The sequence below is a fragment of the Ochrobactrum sp. Marseille-Q0166 genome (genome assembly GCF_014397025.1).
Classification (GTDB): domain Bacteria; phylum Pseudomonadota; class Alphaproteobacteria; order Rhizobiales; family Rhizobiaceae; genus Brucella.
This window is the reverse complement of the sequence record NZ_JACJUO010000002.1, coordinates 1189925-1205938: the sequence shown is the minus strand read 5'-3', so window position 1 is coordinate 1205938 and position 16014 is coordinate 1189925. Positions and strand designations below refer to the sequence as shown.

Below are 16014 nucleotides of genomic sequence, written 5' to 3'. Positions count from 1 at the left end.
ATTGATTTGCCGCTGAACGCGGATGTGAAAGGGATTAATTGATAACCCCGCTTCACCGCAAATGACAAGACCACCCGCCGAAAATCGAAGCCTATTAGAGAAATCGATTTGCCGAATAAGGCGCTGGATCGGTAAATGTGTTTTGACCTGTCATCATCTCGGCGAGTAACCGGCCGCTTGCCGGACCAATTGTAAGACCATGATGCGCATGACCGAAATCAAACCATAGTCCCTTATGGCGCGGCGCGGGTCCAATAACCGGCCGCATATCCGGCAGGCACGGGCGCAGGCCAAGCCATGGTTTGGTTTCAATTGGCAGACCCAATTGCGGCAGAAGGCGTCGCGCCACTTTTTCAGCACGCTTCAACTGAATGAAATTGGCTGGAGCATCCGGTGATGCAAACTCGATACCGGTCGAAAGGCGAACCCCCTGCACCATCGGCGCGAGGACATAACCTGCTTCTTCGTCAACAACTGTGTGACCAATGCGCTTACCATCCTGCATTTCAAAATGCATATGATGGCCACGCTTAATACCAAGCGGAATTTGATAGCCAAATTTTTTAAAAATCAGCCCCGACTGCGGGCCAAGTGCCACAACAACTTCACGTGCGAAAGTTGGGCCATCCCTGGTGATAACCTGCCAGCCATTTGTGCTTTCGCAAAGCGTTGCTGCATCACCATTAACAAATCGGCCGCCATTTGATCGAAACAAATCCGCATAAGCCTGAACCAGACCACCGGGATTGACAATAGTTTTTGGGTCGAGCCAATGGATACCACCTGCAACCTCACCCAGCGTTGCTTCGCGCACTCTCAGCGCTTGTGAAGCCAAAACATCATAGGCCAGATTAAAGCGTTGTAACTGCGGCAGGCGCTGAACAGCAGCCTGAAAAGCCGTTTCACTGCGGAAAACTTCGATCCACCCTTGCGAACGAACCAGGCGCTGACAACCTGCTTGTTCGATCAGAGCATCATGCTCGCTTACACTCGCTTGCACGAGAGGCAACATGGCGTCGGTGGCGATTTTCAGGCGTTCCGGTGAAGATTCTCGCCAATACTGAAACAGCCAGCGGGCGATACGTGGAACATAGAATGGATCATAGCGCACATCAGAACGCCGGTTTAAACCATAGCGCAGCAAAGTCCAAAAGCCTTGTGGGAACGAATAGGGAATAACACTTGAACGCTCGATAAGACCGGCATTTCCAAAACTTGTACCCTGTCCCGGTTCGCCGCGATCAACAAGCGTTACCGATCGGCCTCGTGCCTGCAAGTGAAGCGCGGCTGAAACCCCGACAATACCCGCGCCCAGAACGATGACATCTTGCTGCTGCATGGTATCCCCAACCCATTTCATGAAATAAAAGCGCGCATCGACAATATTGTCGATGCGCGCATTCATACATCAAAGTGAGCAAACTTTTACAAACAACTTATATTGAATCAGTAAATATCGAAGTCGAAATATTTCTTGACGATTGTCTCATAAGTTCCGTCATCACGGATTTTCTTAATGGCGACATTAAACTGTTCGCGCAGATCATTGTCACCCTGACGCACAGCAATTGCTGTGTCGGTTTGTGTGCCGGGCACATCGCCTATCAACTTGCAGCAATCAGCCCCATCAGCCTTGATCCAGTCCGAAATCGGGAATTTATCGGATACGACCGCATCAAGACGCCCGCTTTTAAGATCGGCATTGGCTTCATCAGCTGTCGGGTAAAGTTTGACGTCTGCTCCGGCTTTACCGTAGACATCTTCCGCATACGTGCCCTGCGTGGTGGATCCCTGCGCACCCACCGACTTGCCTTTGAACGCTTCTGCATCAAGTGACGTGATCGGACTGTCTTTAGGAACAGCAACTGACAACGGTGTGGAATAATATTTGTCAGTGAAAGATACCTGCTTCTTGCGCTCTTCCGTCACGCTCATCGACGCGATAACGGCATCAAACTTGTTGGTTTGAAGACCGGGAATCATGCCGTCCCAATCATTGGCAACGATGGTGCACTTAGCGTCCATCGCCTTGCAAAGCGCATTGGCGATATCGACATCAAGCCCCTGCAAAGAGCCATCAGCTGCAACAAAATTGAATGGCGGATAAGCGCCTTCCGTGGCGATCTTGATTTCCTTCCATTCTTTAGCTTGCGCTGGAAGTGCAGCGATAATGGAGGCCACACCTGCGAACAGGATTGATTTCAACATAATATTCCCCTTGAACATTGTTATAGTTCTGCTTTGCAGGTTTCTCGCCCACAATATTATGTTCTCAATGAAGCACCGAGCGTCGCCAGTTTCAAGTTAAACATTTGGCGACGCTCATAAATTCTATCAATAGATATCGAAGTCGAAATACTTCTTGCGAATTGTTTCGTAAGTGCCGTCTTCACGAATTTTTTTGATGGCCGCATTGAATTGCTCGCGCAGATCATCGTCGCCCTGACGCAGAGCCACAGAAATCTTCGTTTCCGAACCCGGAATATCGCCCAGGAACTTGCAGCAATCAGCTCCCTGCTTTTTCAGCCAATCTGCGGCAAGAAACTTGTCAGCTGCAATTGCGTCAATACGGCCATTTTCAAGATCAGCATTGGCTTCATCAGCCGTTGGGTAAAGCTTCACATCCGCGCCGGCCTTGCCATAAACGTCATCGGCATAGTTACCCTGCGTTGTACCAGCTTGCGCACCTACGGTTTTGCCATCGAATGCAGAAGGTTCGAGCGAAGTGATATCGCTGTCCTTGGGTACAACAACTGCGAGCGGCGTTGTATAATAGCGCTCGGAGAACGCAACCTGCTTTTCACGCTCTGGCGTAATGGCCATCGAAGCAATCACCGCATCGAACTTGTTTGCCTGAAGGCCGGGGATCATTCCATCCCAATCATTGGCAACGATTGTGCACTTGGCTTCCATTGCATCACAAAGTGCATTGGCGATATCGAGATCAAATCCCACCAACTTACCGTCGGGCGACATATAGTTAAAGGGTGGATAGGCACCTTCACTGGCGATACGGATTTCTTTCCATTCCTTCGCCTGCGAAGGCATGGCGAGGGCGACAGAGGCCAGACCGGCCAGCAAAATTGTTTTAAACATCGCTTCCCTATTCCTCTTGTTAGACACGGGCTTTTTATGAAGTCCTCAGTTCGGATTGCCCGCAAAGCCGAACCAATTCAATCGCAACTTTGGTCATATCAGAACGCAAACAACCCGCTGCGCATTGAGCGCAACGGGTCTGATATGGCCTTAAAGGTGCTTTCAGGCAACGAGACGCGTCGAATGATCGTCTTGTGCATAGGCCTTGCCGAAGCGGTTTGCGAGGAATGCATCAAGCGTGATGTCTTCCTGACGAACAAAACCCTTCTGTGCAATTTCACCTTTGGCAAGCATATCGAGCACGGCGCAAATTGCAGACGCTGTCGTGATCTGGATGCCCGAACGAACGATCTTGCCAACCTGATTGGCATAAACCTTGTTCGCATAGGTTTCCTGAACCAGACGACCATTTTTGGTGCCCGAAACAGTTACGAAAATGACGATAACGTCCTGAAGAGTGCTTGGCAGCGCATTTTCAAAAATGTCTTTCAGCACTTCACGGCGATGACGCAGGCCGAGGTCGTTCAACAGCGCCTTCATCAGAGCAACATGGCCCGGATAACGGATTGTGCGGTAGTTAAGTGTGCGAACCTTACCTTCAAGTGTATCGCAGAGCGTACCGAGACCGCCCGACGTATTGAATGCTTCATAGGTCACGCCATCAAGCGAGAATTCTTCACGCTCTTCAAGAGCTGGAACCTTCGTCAGCTTGCCGTTTACAATGGCTTCGCATGGTTCGATATATTCATTGATAAGACCATCTGTGCTCCAGGTCAGATTATAGTTGAGCGCATTCGATGGGAATTCTGGCAGAGCGCCAACGCGCATACGCACGTTTTCTAGCGTATCAAAGCGCTTCGCAAGGTCATAGGCAACGATCGAAATGAAGCCCGGAGCCAGACCACACTGTGGGATGAATGCAGTGTTAGCATCCTTTGCAAGTTCCATAACGCGCTTGGTGCTGGCAACGTCTTCGGTCAAGTCAAGGTAATGCACGCCAGTCTTGGCTGCTGCTTCTGCGATCAGTGTGGTGAGCTGGAATGGAGCAGCACTCAGAACTGCAAACTTGCCGGTCAAAACAGCTTCAAGGGCCTTCGCATCTGCAATATCGAGAGCCTGCGTCTTGACTTCCGCACCAGTGTCCAGCGCGTCGAGCTGTGCCTGCGAACGGTCAACAACCGTCACAGCGTAGTCACCCGTCGAAGCCAGAAGATCGGCAATGGTCGCGCCAATTTTGCCCGCGCCTACAACAACGATCTCTTTCATGTCTTTTCCCCTATAATTCTGTTTGGGTATTGCAATTTCAATATACAAAGAATTTCACAAATTTCGGCGAAAAGAAGCATTTAAACTGACGATTTCACGTTGTTTGTTTGTGCAATTTAACGTATCTAATATGCATTATGACGACAAATGCCGATCTTACCCTTATTGCCCTGCTACGCGAAAATGCTCGCGCCTCAACTGCTGACCTTGCAAGAAGGCTTGGCGTGTCGCGTACAACCGTACAAAGCAGGCTGGAAAAGCTGGAAAAGCGCCGTGTAATCGAAGGTTATACCGTTCGAATCGCTCCGGAATTCGAGCGTGATCTTGTGCGTGCGCATGTGCTGGTTACGGCACTGCCAAAGTTTGCCCCAAAGGTTGAATCAGCACTTCGCGGCATCATGGCTGTGCGAACGCTGCACTCGGTCAGCGGTCATTTCGATATGATCGTGGTCGTCGAAGCGCCTTCAATTCAGGAACTGGATATTATCCTCGACAAAATTGGTGCGCTAGAAGGCGTCGAACGCACCATGTCGTCTATCATTTTGTCGACGCGGATTGATCGATAATCAATCCTTCGAACTGCCTTCCCAGCCTGCATAAAACACGCCCGGGTGCTTTTCCATGAAAAGCGTGACGGCTTCGATTTCTTCCGGGTCAATCGACGTACTCACAAGGGTTGCGAGAATTTCAACCGTCTCAGCATTACGATCAGAAATCTCCACATTGCCGACGGGATATTTCGCCTCGTCGAGCTTCTCGACTAGCAATTCGCGCATTTCTTCCATGGCCTGATGAGAGGCAATCACGCGCACCTCATAGGTCTGCTCCAACGCCTGCTCATCAATTGGAATGCGGTTGATGAGATTAACGAGCGGTCGCAATAACGTATTTCCCAGCAAAACGTATAGGGTTAGAAGCGCTGCTTCCGCCAGCATGTCTGTTCCTGCGCAGGCACCAACGGCTGCTGAGCACCAGAGCGTCGCAGCTGTGTTCAGCCCACGGACGTTCATGCCCTCTTTCATTATGACGCCAGCGCCCAGAAACCCGACGCCAGAAACGACATAAGCGATAACACGCAACGCTTCGGCACTACCTGCAAGACGCGCAGCTAGGTCAACGAATGCAGCTGCCCCCAGCGCAACAAGCGCGTTGGTACGCAATCCCGCAGTTCTCTGGCGATATTGACGTTCGGCACCGATCATCGTGCCAAAGATGAACGCGGCGGTGAAGCTCACCGCCGTGTCGAGGAATGGATAAAGATCAAAGGTGTTCAAAAATTGCATGGTCAAAATCCGATTTATGCCAGTGCGTTAGCAAATCAGATTAATGCAATTATGACGCTATAGTCAGTCTGTTCAATTGCCCACAAATTCGAACTTGTCGACATCGACAAGTCCGCGATCTGTGATCTTCAAATGCGGGATCACTGGCAAGGCAACAAAAGCCAATTGGAGAAACGGCTCTTCTAGCACAGAACCGAGCTCCTCGGCGGCATGGCGAAGTGCGCGGAGTTGTTCGCGCACGGTTTCATAAGGTTCAACGCTCATCAGTCCTGCAATAGGAAGAGGCATTTCTGCGAGCACTTTTCCATCGCGCACCACGACAAATCCACCTTCCATTTCGCCTAAGCGGTTGGCGGCTGCTGCAATATCTTCATCGGAAGTGCCAACAACGCAGATATTGTGGCTGTCATGGCTGACAGTTGACGCAATGGCTCCGGCTTTCAGGCCAAAACCATGTACGAATCCAGTGGCAATATTGCCATTCTTGCCATGTCGCTCGACGACTGCGATTTTGACCACATCGCGCTCAAGATCGGGTTCCACGCCATGCGGACCAACTTTAAGATCATACTCCAAGCTTTCCGTGATGATCTTTCCCGGAACAATGCCAATTGCACGGGTTTTGCCGCTGTTGGATTGTGATCTGAAGCTTGATGCACTGACAGTGGGCGCTTTCACGCTGTTGCGCCCGACTTCCGCAACTGATCCACGCGTTGAGAAAAGTTCTTCCGAAACCACCCTGCCCGCAGACAGAACGATTTCAGCATTGCAACCTTCAAGACTGTCGACGACCACGAGATCGGCGCGCTGTCCCGGCGCAACCAGACCGCGATCAAACAGCCCGAAAGCGCGCGCTGCCGAAACACTTGCCGCGCGATAAATAGCAAGCGGTTCAACACCACCTGCGATCGCCGTGCGGATGAGATAATCGAGATGCCCTTGATCGGCGATATCGAGTGGATTGCGATCATCGGTGCAAAGCGCCAGAAATTGCGAGTGACGCTCAGTGATAATCGGCATCAAGGCATGCAGGTCTTTGGATACGGAGCCCTCACGCACCAACACATGCATACCTTTACGCATCTTTTCCAGCGCTTCTTCGGCACTGGTCGCTTCATGCTCGGTGCGAATACCAGCTGCAATATAGCCATTCAGATCCAGTCCACGCAGAAGCGGTGCGTGACCATCAATATGTCGCCCCTGAAAGGCTTTAAGCTTTGCCATGCATTCAGGGTCTTTTGAAAGAACACCGGGAAAATTCATGAACTCGGCGAGACCGATGACCTTCGGATGGTCGGCAAAAGGCAGCAGATCATCGATCAGCAGTTCGGCACCGGATGTTTCCATATGGGTAGCAGGCACACAGCTTGAAAGCTGCACCCGGATATCCATGATCGTCTCCAGCGAACTATCGAGGAAATATTGCAGACCTTCTACGCCAAGAACATTAGCTATCTCGTGGGGATCACAAATAACTGTGGTAACGCCCTGTGGCAGCACGCACCGGTCAAATTCATGTGGCGTCACATTCGACGATTCAATATGGAGATGCGTGTCGATGAAACCCGGCACGACAATGCGACCGGAAATATCGATTTCCTGTTTTCCCTGATAGGTACCGAATGTTCCCACAATACGATCACCGCTGATCGCTATGTCGCTTTCAACCAGTTCGCCGGTTACGAGATCGAAAAAGCGGCCACCTTTCAACACGATATCGGCGGGCTCACGACCGGCACCCTGATCGATCATCTGTTCAAGCATCGGCTCACTCCATTCAAATCATTTTCGGAATCAATTTCCCGAAAATAACATAATGAAGCGGTTTCAACGCTGATATTCAATCATACGGCTGCGGTTGAGTACCAATTCAAGTCTATTGCCGCCAAGCAGATGGACGCAAATGCGTTTGTTCCATGGGCCATCCCGCAACGTGAATAAAGCTCTGCCATTGCCAAGATCTTCGAGTGGCATCACCTGACGCGCGGGACCGATACCCATAATAATGTGACCATTGTCGATAGTGAACGACGCACCATACAGTGGAGCGATCCAATGACCGTCAAACTCGTTATCGACTGGCCTCGCTTGAACTGGATACAATTCGCGCTGCGCATGGCCGATCTCGCCTTGAAGCACCTCACCGTTCCACCGCAACCTCATTGGTGAAGATGGCGACAATGAAGAAGCCCAGCCTTCTCCAATATCATAGAGCCGATCTTCTGCACCCAGATAATTGGCAACACCGTCGCATACCTCAAGCCAGAACGGGCCATCATCAGCGACATATAATCCATCCGGGATGGAGTCGGTCGCAGCAGGAAGCGAAAGTCCATTGAGCGCGGCCATGCAGTCACGGGCGATCTTATATGTATCTGCATCTTCGCGGTTTGAAACTACGATTATGCCCGTCTTGTCAGCAGGGTCGAGAAGGAAATAGCTTTTATATCCGGGATGCGATCCACCATGGCCGACAAGACGTTTCCCGTCCACTTCGTTCCAGCGCAGGCCGAACCCATAGCCTGTCGCACGACCATCGCTTAGAAAATGTTCCGCCGACAGCTCCGACAGCAATCCACGGAAGCCCTCCCCACCGGCAAGAAGTGCCTGCGCCCATTTCGTAAGCGCCATGCCGCTGCCAGCAAGGCTCCCAGATGCAGAAAGATGAAGGCCTGCCGAGCTTTCCTGCCATTTATCTCCGTTTTTCCAATAACCGGGCGCGAGTCCTTTGACAGGATCTGCCCACATATCTGGAACATCCATACCTATATCGAGCGGCTGGCTTATCGCTGAACGTACAAAATCTTTTAAAAATATGCCTTTACGGTTAAGTGCCTCTTCAACCAGTCGATAACCCGTATTGGAATAGGAGATCTCAGTCCCCGCAGAAAAATTGAGACGCGTCAAAGTCGAAAGAAACTCGATTAGGCTTTCGGAATTTGTATGAGAGTAAACCGACAGGCCCAATAAAGTCAGGCACTCACGTACATCTGGTAAACCACCTGTCATATCCAGCGCAGCGGCGATGGTTACATCCGCTAACGGCATCTGCAATTCCGGGAGGTGTTCACCGAGACGATCACCAAGAGCAATCACATCAGAATGACGCAAAAGCATTGCGCAGAAAATATGCTTGGTGATGGAAGCGTAGCGAACGACCGTATTTGCCGTAAATGGTATGCCCGTAGAAAGGCTCTCAAGCCCTCCCGCATAGGCAAACTTCACACCGCCCAAATCAAAACCGATGATGACACCACCGGGTTCATCTTTGGCCCACTTTCTGGAATGAAGCTTTGCAGACAGAGACGCTGCATTCCAGTCGATATGGATGGGCATAAAAACTCCGTAAGATATTTTGGCAATGCTTTGCCTACGTTCAAAATAGTAGCGTGCGATCAAAACTGCCTAAAAAATTCATATCAACAGCTTTTAAGACAACTCACTTAAATTGGGATTCGAATGGCAGCGCAAGGCCATGAGTTTGCTCATTTTTTTAATGAAATGAATATTTCATATTAATAATATGCAAAGTGGTCAGCTGCGATCAAAAATCACTATGCTGAACCTATGGAACGACTGATCGGAACACTATCCACATCTTCTACACATAATTATCGATTCTTTTTCGTTTTTTTTCCTTTCACCAATTAACATTTTCGGTTTTATTCTATTTAGGGAGAGAAAAGTTGCCCTATAGCGAAATAGCAGTCATATAAGTGTAATAACCATAATGCAGGTATCGGAGCATGAGATTGGATCGAGTCCATTCTTGAACTTCACGAAACCTCATTTCCGAGGAGGAAATATGCTTACCCGTCTGATCACGACTTCCGCGCTGACCGGCGCCCTCGCCCTTACTGTTGGTTCACAGGCTTTCGCTCAGACTGAGTTGTCTTGGTGGCACGGCATGGCCGGTGCCAATAACGAGATGGTCAATGAGCTGTCAAAAGAGTTCAATGAAAGTCAAAGCGAATATAAAATCGTTCCGGTCTATAAAGGCAGCTACCCAGAAACGTTGAATGCTGGCATTGCCGCTTTCCGTTCCAAGCAGCCACCTGCAATCATTCAGGTTTTCGATGCCGGCAGCGGTGTCATGATGGCGGCTGAAGGAGCAATTGTTCCTGCTGCGGACGTACTTGAAAAAGGTGGTTATAAATTCGACAAGTCTCAATATTTGCCAGGTATTGTCGCTTACTACTCGAAGCCAGACGGCACCATGTTGTCGTTCCCATACAACTCGTCTTCGCCGATCCTTTATTATAATAAAGATACTTTCAAGAAAGCTGGCCTCGACGAGAACAATCCACCAAAGACCTGGCCGGAAGTTTTTGAAGCAGCCAAGAAAATCAAGGCAAGTGGCGCTTCGCCATGTGGTTTTACTACGACATGGCTGACATGGATTCAGACTGAAAACTTCTCTGCCTGGAACAATGTTTCCTTTGGCACCAATGAAAATGGTCTTGGCGGCACCAACGTTGAACTCAAAATCAATGAGCCGCTCTTCGTTGAACACTTTCAGGCAATTGCCGACCTCGCCAAAGATGGAACCTTCCGCTATGGCGGTCGTACATCTGAAGCCAAGCAGCTCTTTACGTCTGGCGAATGCGCAATGTTAACCGAATCCTCCGGTGGCCTTGGCGACGTGGTGAAATCTGGGATGAATTACGGCATCGGCCAGTTGCCCTATTATGAGGGGCATGGCCCACAGAACACGATTCCAGGTGGAGCAAGCCTCTGGGTCTTTGCTGGCCTCAGCGACGATCAATACAAGGGCATCGCACAGTTCTTCAACTTCCTCTCGCAGACCAATATTCAGCAGAAGCTGCATGAAAAGTCCGGCTATCTTCCTGTGACAATGGCCGCTTATGAAGCAACGAAGAACTCGGACTTCTATGAAAAGAATCCGGGCCGTGAGACGCCAATCCTTCAGATGATGGGCAAAGCCCCCACAGAAAATTCGAAGGGTGTGCGCCTCGTCAATCTGCCGCAGGTTCGTGACATTCTCAATGAAGAGTATGAAGCGATGCTCGGAGGCAAGCAGGATGCAAAGACTGCTCTCGACAACGCTGTAAAACGCGCCAACGAAGCTATTGCTGCAGCACAATAATTTGATGAACTAAAGTGTGCCGCCTTCCCAAAACGGGTTTGGCGGCATTGCTATCGTAAGGAAATTCCGGTGCAAAGTGTCACGTTTCCAAACAAGATCTTACCCTACTTTCTGCTGGCCCCACAGATCATATTGACTGTGATTTTCTTCTTCTGGCCAGCAAGTCAGGCAATTTATCAGTCCTTCATGCGTGAAGACGCTTTTGGGCTGAAGTCCACCTTTGTCGGGTTGGCGAACTTTACCAATGTGCTATCGGATCCGAACTATCTGCATTCCGTGCAGGTGACGATTGTTTTCAATCTTCTGACAGCATTCGTTGCCATGGGCGCAGCCTTGTTGCTTGCAACCGCTGCCGACCGTGTCATTCGGGGTAAGACATTCTATCGAACACTTCTGATCTGGCCTTATGCCGTGGCACCGGCCGTAGCTGGCATGCTCTGGCTGTTCATGTTCAACCCTGCGATGGGTACACTTGCCTATATGTTGCGCAGTGCCGGCTTTGCATGGGATCCGCTGCTTAATGGCAATCAGGCCATGGCTATGATTGTGGGTGCGGCAGCATGGAAGCAGATTTCCTATAATTTTCTGTTTTTTGTCGCAGGCCTTCAGGCAATCCCGAAATCGCTGATTGAAGCGGCCGCCATAGATGGCGCACGCGGCGCACGGCGTTTTTGGTCGATCGTGTTCCCGCTTCTGGCACCAACCACTTTCTTTCTGCTGGTGGTCAACACGGTTTACGCGTTCTTCGACACCTTTGGTATCATCCACTCCGTAACAGGTGGCGGCCCTGCCAAAGCAACCGAAACTCTGGTCTACAAGGTTTATAACGACGGCTTCGTCAATCTTAACCTCGGCTCTTCATCGGCGCAGTCCGTTATTCTGATGATTATCGTGATCGCCCTGACCGCATTCCAGTTCCGCTTCGTTGAGAAGCGCGTACATTATTCGTGAGTGAGGCGAAAATGATTGAAAAGCGCCCAGTCTCCAATCTGTTAGGTCACCTGATCCTTATCATCGGGATTATCGTTGTTGCCTTTCCGATTTATTATACTTTCATCGCTTCTACGATGACATCAGGACAGATTATACGCCCACCGATCGCGCTAGTGCCTGGCGGTCATATGCTGGAAAACTACAATGAAGCCATTTTCGGCGGCGTCGAGCGTGTGGTCGGTGTGAGCCTTGAGCGGCTTCTTTGGAATTCGTTCGTGGTTGCAATGCTTATTGCTGTCGGGAAAATCATCATTTCCTTCATGTCGGCTTTCGCGATTGTATTTTTCCGCTTTCCGTTCCGCATGTTCTTCTTTTGGATGATCTTCGTCACGCTGATGTTGCCGGTCGAAGTGCGTATTCTGCCGACCTATAAGGTTATTGTCGATCTGGGTATGATCGACACTTATGCAGGCCTCACACTGCCGCTTATGGCATCGGCCACAGCAACATTCCTCTTCCGCCAGTTCTTCCTGACCATTCCCGGTGAATTGGTCGAAGCTGCGCGCATCGACAATGCAGGCCCATTCCGCTTCATGCGCGACATCCTGCTACCGCTGTCAAAGACGAATATTGCTGCCCTCTTCGTCATTCTCTTCATTTATGGCTGGACCCAGTATTTGTGGCCGCTGCTCGTCACCAATGATGCGAAAATGAACACGATCATCATCGGTCTACGCCGTATGGTGGATTTCGCTGATGCTTCCACACCGTGGAACTACGTCATGGTTACGGCCATTCTGGCTATCATACCGCCGATCCTCGTTGTTGTTCTCATGCAGCGTTGGTTCGTCAAAGGTCTCGTGGAAACGGAAAAATAATGAGCAAGATCACTCTTGATAATGTCCGCAAGAGCTATGGCGGCGGTGTTGAAGTCATCAAAGGCGTTTCGCTGGATATTCAGGACGGCGAGTTCGTCGTCCTCGTCGGCCCGTCAGGCTGTGGCAAGTCTACCCTTTTGCGTATGATTGCAGGTCTTGAAGGCATCACAGCCGGAACAATTTCCATCGGTGAGCGCGTTGTTAACGACGTAGAACCAGCCGAACGTGACATCGCAATGGTGTTTCAAAACTATGCGCTCTACCCGCATATGTCTGTGCGCGATAATCTTGCCTATGGCTTGAAAAACCGCAAAACACCAAAGGACGAAATTGAGCGCCGTATTGCCAAAGCTGCAAAAGCGCTTGAAATCGAGCAGTTCCTTGATCGCAAGCCACGCCAGCTTTCGGGTGGTCAGCGCCAGCGCGTCGCGATGGGTCGTGCGATTGTTCGTGAACCCTCTGCGTTCCTGTTCGATGAGCCTCTATCAAACCTCGATGCGAAGCTGCGCGTACAGATGCGCGTTGAAATCAAGCGTCTTCAGCGTGCGCTTGGCACAACAAGCGTTTACGTGACCCATGACCAGATGGAGGCCATGACCATGGCAGACCGTCTTGTGGTGCTCAACGCTGGCAATATCGAACAGGTCGGCACGCCCATCGAGCTTTACGAAAAGCCTGCCTCGACTTTCGTTGCAACTTTCATTGGTTCACCATCCATGAACCTGCTCGAGAGTAACGAGAAAAATGTCTGGAAGCCGGGCAATTCCGTGATACTTCCTTCGGACAAGTACACCTTCGGTGTAAGACCGGAAGACATTCGCATTATCGAAAATGGCGAAGCGGAAGCCGACGGTTTCAATGCAGAAGTCCGTATTGAAGCTATCGAGCTTGTTGGTGCTGAAAGTTATATTCACAGTTCACTCTCTGATGGAAAGCCGCTGATCTTCCGCGTTCAGGGTCGTTCAGAACATTCAATTGATGAGGTTGTGAAGATTGGTGCATCTGCGAAAGATGTCCATATTTTCGGCGCGGATGGCCGCCGCGTTAGCAACTAATTTCATTATCGGGCGTTCGGATTTTGAGCGCCCGATACATGAGAACTCGCTTGATTTAGTCATTTTCGTTTTCTTTTTTATGCGCTACACAAAATAGAATATTTTTCTATTCTCGAGGAATGCGCATTACATGACCCATCAGCAGATACTGTCCTTCGCAGTGATTATTCTCATGATGGGGGCATTTATCTGGGGTAAGTTTCGCTACGACATCGTAGCCCTGTGTTCGCTGCTGCTGGCCGTCGCCGTTGGAGTCGTTCCGTTCGATCACGCATTTACCGGCTTCAGCGATGACATTGTTATCATCGTTGGTAGCGCACTCATTGTGAGTGCAGGCGTGGCGCGATCGGGCCTCATGCAGGAGGCCGTACAACGCTTTCTTCCCGACCTGAACAATGTGCGCATACAGCTTGCCGTTCTCGTCGCAATCGTGACGGTTTTATCAGCATTCGTGAAAAATGTTGGCGCTCTTGCAATCATGATCCCTGTCGCGTTTCAGTTTGCGCGCCGTTCCAATGTATCGCCTTCAACCTTCCTGATGCCGATGGCTTTTGGCGCACTGCTTGGCGGCCTGATGACACAGGTGGGCACATCACCAAACATCGTCGTTTCACGTATACGCGGCGAAATGGTCGGCGAACCATTTACGATGTTCGACTTCACACCAGTGGGCGCGGTTTTAGCCGTTGTCGGTCTGATTTACCTTGTGACTTTCTATTGGCTCATACCACAGCGAACGCGCGAAAATGTTTCGCTGGATGAAGCCATTAAAATCAAAAACTATGCTTCCGAGGCAAGCGTAACTGCCAATTCATCGGTAATTGGCAAGCGGATAAGCGATCTGATCAAGCCTGCCGAAGGCGAAGCGATGGTAACATCCATCGTTCGCAGGAACAGTCGCATAACGCCTTTGCCTGACACCAGGCTGAAAGAAAATGATGTTGTTTTGCTTGAGGGCGATCCGAAAGCACTCGATACGGTTGTAAGTTCCGGAAAACTTACTCTTTCCAAGAACCGCAACCCGTCAGAAACCAGTGGCTCAACAGAAATTGAAACTGTTGAAGCTGTTATCGGCACCAACTCTCGCCTTGAAGGCCTCAATGCACAACAGCTTGATCTTTATGCTCGTTATGAAGTCAATCTGCTGGCCGTCAGCCGTCCGGGACAGCGTATTTCAGAACGACTGAGTGAAGTACGTCTCAGCTTTGGCGATGTCGTCGTTCTGCAAGGCAGGCAAGCCAATCTTTCGAGTTTCCTGACAGAGTTTGAGCTGCTGCCATTGGCACGTCGTAAGCTCATGCTCGGCAGCGTCAGGAGGGCACTCATTCCCCTTTTAATTTTAATCGCCGCGATTGGCGCAACAGCTTTCAGCCTTGTGCCTGTGGCTATAGCATTTTTTGCGGCAGCGGTGGCCATGCTGCTGTTTAAAGTCATTCCCATCAACGAGGTCTATGACGAAATCGACGGGCCAATTCTGGTGATGCTTGCCGCGCTTATTCCCGTTTCCGATGCATTGCGGACAACAGGCGGCACCGAACTCATCGCACAATGGCTATCAAGCATCGGCCATCAATTACCGCCATATGGTGCACTCGCACTCATTCTCATAACAGCTATGATGGTGACACCGTTTCTCAACAATGCTGCAACTGTTCTGGTCATGGCTCCAATTGCCACCAGCTTCGCTTCCGGTCTTGGCTTTAAACCGGAGGCCTTTCTGATGGCAGTGGCGATTGGCGCTGGTTGTGATTTTCTCACCCCTATCGGACACCAATGCAATACACTCGTCATGGGACCGGGTGGCTATAGATTCAGCGATTATCCAAGACTCGGGTTGCCTCTTTCGATCATCATTGCACTGGTGACAGTACCTGCATTGATGTTCTTTTGGCCTTTACAATAACTCAGCCTCTACAGAGTGAATCCAGGCGAGACTTTCCGCAATGATCTGTTCAACTGGATCCGCGACATCCGCACGGAAAACCAATGGCTCACCAATAGGGCTTTCAAGGGTTGCAAGCTGACTTTCGAGCATTGTTACAGGCATAAAATGACCAGTACGTTGTCCCATATGTTCATGCAATACTTCAAAGCTACCATCGAGAAACACGAAAGCCAGTTTGCCACCAACTGCTGAACGCAGTCGATCCCGATAGCTCTTTTTCAGCGATGAACACGAAACAATCAGTCCCTCCCCGGCAGCCCTGAGACTTTCGCCGATTTTATCAAGCCATGGCCAGCGATCGCCATCCTGCAAAGGAATACCGGACGCCATTTTATCGACATTGGATTGCGGGTGAAGGCTATCCCCCTCCAGGAAAGGCAGGGCAAGAGCCTCTGCGAGCTTTTCGCCAACCGTCGACTTTCCAGAACCGGAAACACCCATCACGATGATA

The 16014-nt window shown here is 50.4% G+C and carries 14 protein-coding genes; 6 read left to right on the top strand and 8 right to left on the bottom strand.

The features are described 5' to 3' along the window. Nucleotides 1–94: 94 nt before the first annotated feature. The 4 genes from H5024_RS16840 to H5024_RS16825 all read right to left on the bottom strand — a co-directional run bounded on the left by H5024_RS16840 (nt 95) and on the right by H5024_RS16825 (nt 4362). The gene (locus H5024_RS16840; RefSeq protein WP_187548261.1) at nt 95–1339 is read right to left on the bottom strand and encodes an FAD-dependent oxidoreductase; all 1245 of its coding nucleotides are present in this window, start codon (nt 1337–1339) and stop codon (nt 95–97) included. A gap of 107 nt (nt 1340–1446) precedes the next feature. After that, entirely contained in the window at nt 1447–2208 is a 762-nt protein-coding gene (locus H5024_RS16835; RefSeq protein ID WP_187548260.1) for an ABC transporter substrate-binding protein, read from the bottom strand. A gap of 126 nt (nt 2209–2334) precedes the next feature. After that, nucleotides 2335–3096: an ABC transporter substrate-binding protein gene (locus tag H5024_RS16830; RefSeq protein ID WP_187548259.1), complete on the bottom strand. Its 762-nt coding sequence runs from the start codon at nt 3094–3096 to the stop codon at nt 2335–2337. 162 nt (nt 3097–3258) lie between these two features. Continuing rightward, nucleotides 3259–4362 (bottom strand): saccharopine dehydrogenase family protein, encoded by a 1104-nt coding sequence (locus H5024_RS16825; RefSeq protein WP_187548258.1) that lies wholly within the window; start codon nt 4360–4362, stop codon nt 3259–3261. Between the two features lie 137 nt (nt 4363–4499). Here H5024_RS16825 and H5024_RS16820 point away from each other — a divergent pair, with 137 nt between their 5' ends. Further along, entirely contained in the window at nt 4500–4928 is a 429-nt protein-coding gene (locus H5024_RS16820) for an Lrp/AsnC family transcriptional regulator (protein WP_187548257.1), read from the top strand. Here the strand turns inward: H5024_RS16820 and H5024_RS16815 are convergent, their stop codons facing one another. The 3 genes from H5024_RS16815 to H5024_RS16805 all read right to left on the bottom strand — a co-directional run bounded on the left by H5024_RS16815 (nt 4929) and on the right by H5024_RS16805 (nt 8981). Continuing rightward, on the bottom strand, nt 4929–5645 hold the full coding sequence (locus H5024_RS16815) for an MgtC/SapB family protein (protein ID WP_187548256.1): 717 nt from the start codon (nt 5643–5645) through the stop codon (nt 4929–4931). It lies immediately after the preceding gene. A gap of 72 nt (nt 5646–5717) precedes the next feature. Further along, the gene (gene ade / locus H5024_RS16810; RefSeq protein WP_187548255.1) at nt 5718–7409 is read right to left on the bottom strand and encodes an adenine deaminase; all 1692 of its coding nucleotides are present in this window, start codon (nt 7407–7409) and stop codon (nt 5718–5720) included. A 63-nt stretch (nt 7410–7472) separates the two neighbouring features. After that, nucleotides 7473–8981 (bottom strand): serine hydrolase domain-containing protein, encoded by a 1509-nt coding sequence (locus H5024_RS16805; protein WP_187548254.1) that lies wholly within the window; start codon nt 8979–8981, stop codon nt 7473–7475. Between the two features lie 469 nt (nt 8982–9450). Here H5024_RS16805 and ugpB point away from each other — a divergent pair, with 469 nt between their 5' ends. The 5 genes from ugpB (at nt 9451) to H5024_RS16780 (ending at nt 15521) form a co-directional block, all read left to right on the top strand. Then, nucleotides 9451–10752 (top strand): sn-glycerol-3-phosphate ABC transporter substrate-binding protein UgpB, encoded by a 1302-nt coding sequence (gene ugpB, locus H5024_RS16800; RefSeq protein WP_187548253.1) that lies wholly within the window; start codon nt 9451–9453, stop codon nt 10750–10752. 69 nt (nt 10753–10821) lie between these two features. After that, nucleotides 10822–11703, top strand: coding sequence for a sn-glycerol-3-phosphate ABC transporter permease UgpA (gene ugpA / locus H5024_RS16795; RefSeq protein ID WP_187548252.1), 882 nt, complete (start codon nt 10822–10824; stop codon nt 11701–11703). Between the two features lie 11 nt (nt 11704–11714). Next, a complete protein-coding gene (gene ugpE / locus H5024_RS16790) occupies nt 11715–12563 on the top strand; it encodes a sn-glycerol-3-phosphate ABC transporter permease UgpE (protein WP_187548251.1) in 849 nt (282 codons plus the stop codon). Continuing rightward, nucleotides 12563–13618: a sn-glycerol-3-phosphate import ATP-binding protein UgpC gene (locus H5024_RS16785; protein WP_187548250.1), complete on the top strand. Its 1056-nt coding sequence runs from the start codon at nt 12563–12565 to the stop codon at nt 13616–13618. Before ugpE ends, H5024_RS16785 begins: the two co-directional genes overlap by 1 nt. 130 nt (nt 13619–13748) lie before the next feature. Next, the gene (locus tag H5024_RS16780; protein ID WP_187548249.1) at nt 13749–15521 is read left to right on the top strand and encodes an SLC13 family permease; all 1773 of its coding nucleotides are present in this window, start codon (nt 13749–13751) and stop codon (nt 15519–15521) included. Here H5024_RS16780 and H5024_RS16775 read toward each other — a convergent pair. Continuing rightward, complete coding sequence (locus tag H5024_RS16775; protein WP_187548672.1) at nt 15513–16004, bottom strand: gluconokinase; 492 nt, start codon at nt 16002–16004, stop codon at nt 15513–15515. The genes H5024_RS16780 and H5024_RS16775 overlap by 9 nt on opposite strands. Nucleotides 16005–16014: the final 10 nt, after the last annotated feature.

Bases quoted from the DNA above. Each gene is read 5' to 3' on its own strand.
- ade (WP_187548255.1), bottom strand. From the start codon at position 7,409: ATGCTTGAACAGATGATCGATCAGGGTGCCGGTCGTGAGCCCGCCGAT.
- H5024_RS16820 (WP_187548257.1), top strand. From the start codon at position 4,500: ATGACGACAAATGCCGATCTTACCCTTATTGCCCTGCTACGCGAAAAT.
- H5024_RS16775 (WP_187548672.1), bottom strand. From the start codon at position 16,004: ATGGGTGTTTCCGGTTCTGGAAAGTCGACGGTTGGCGAAAAGCTCGCA.
- H5024_RS16785 (WP_187548250.1), top strand. From the start codon at position 12,563: ATGAGCAAGATCACTCTTGATAATGTCCGCAAGAGCTATGGCGGCGGT.
- ugpB (WP_187548253.1), top strand. From the start codon at position 9,451: ATGCTTACCCGTCTGATCACGACTTCCGCGCTGACCGGCGCCCTCGCC.
- ugpE (WP_187548251.1), top strand. From the start codon at position 11,715: ATGATTGAAAAGCGCCCAGTCTCCAATCTGTTAGGTCACCTGATCCTT.
- H5024_RS16825 (WP_187548258.1), bottom strand. From the start codon at position 4,362: ATGAAAGAGATCGTTGTTGTAGGCGCGGGCAAAATTGGCGCGACCATT.
- H5024_RS16805 (WP_187548254.1), bottom strand. From the start codon at position 8,981: ATGCCCATCCATATCGACTGGAATGCAGCGTCTCTGTCTGCAAAGCTT.
- H5024_RS16830 (WP_187548259.1), bottom strand. From the start codon at position 3,096: ATGTTTAAAACAATTTTGCTGGCCGGTCTGGCCTCTGTCGCCCTCGCC.
- H5024_RS16815 (WP_187548256.1), bottom strand. From the start codon at position 5,645: ATGCAATTTTTGAACACCTTTGATCTTTATCCATTCCTCGACACGGCG.
- H5024_RS16780 (WP_187548249.1), top strand. From the start codon at position 13,749: ATGACCCATCAGCAGATACTGTCCTTCGCAGTGATTATTCTCATGATG.
- H5024_RS16840 (WP_187548261.1), bottom strand. From the start codon at position 1,339: ATGCAGCAGCAAGATGTCATCGTTCTGGGCGCGGGTATTGTCGGGGTT.
- H5024_RS16835 (WP_187548260.1), bottom strand. From the start codon at position 2,208: ATGTTGAAATCAATCCTGTTCGCAGGTGTGGCCTCCATTATCGCTGCA.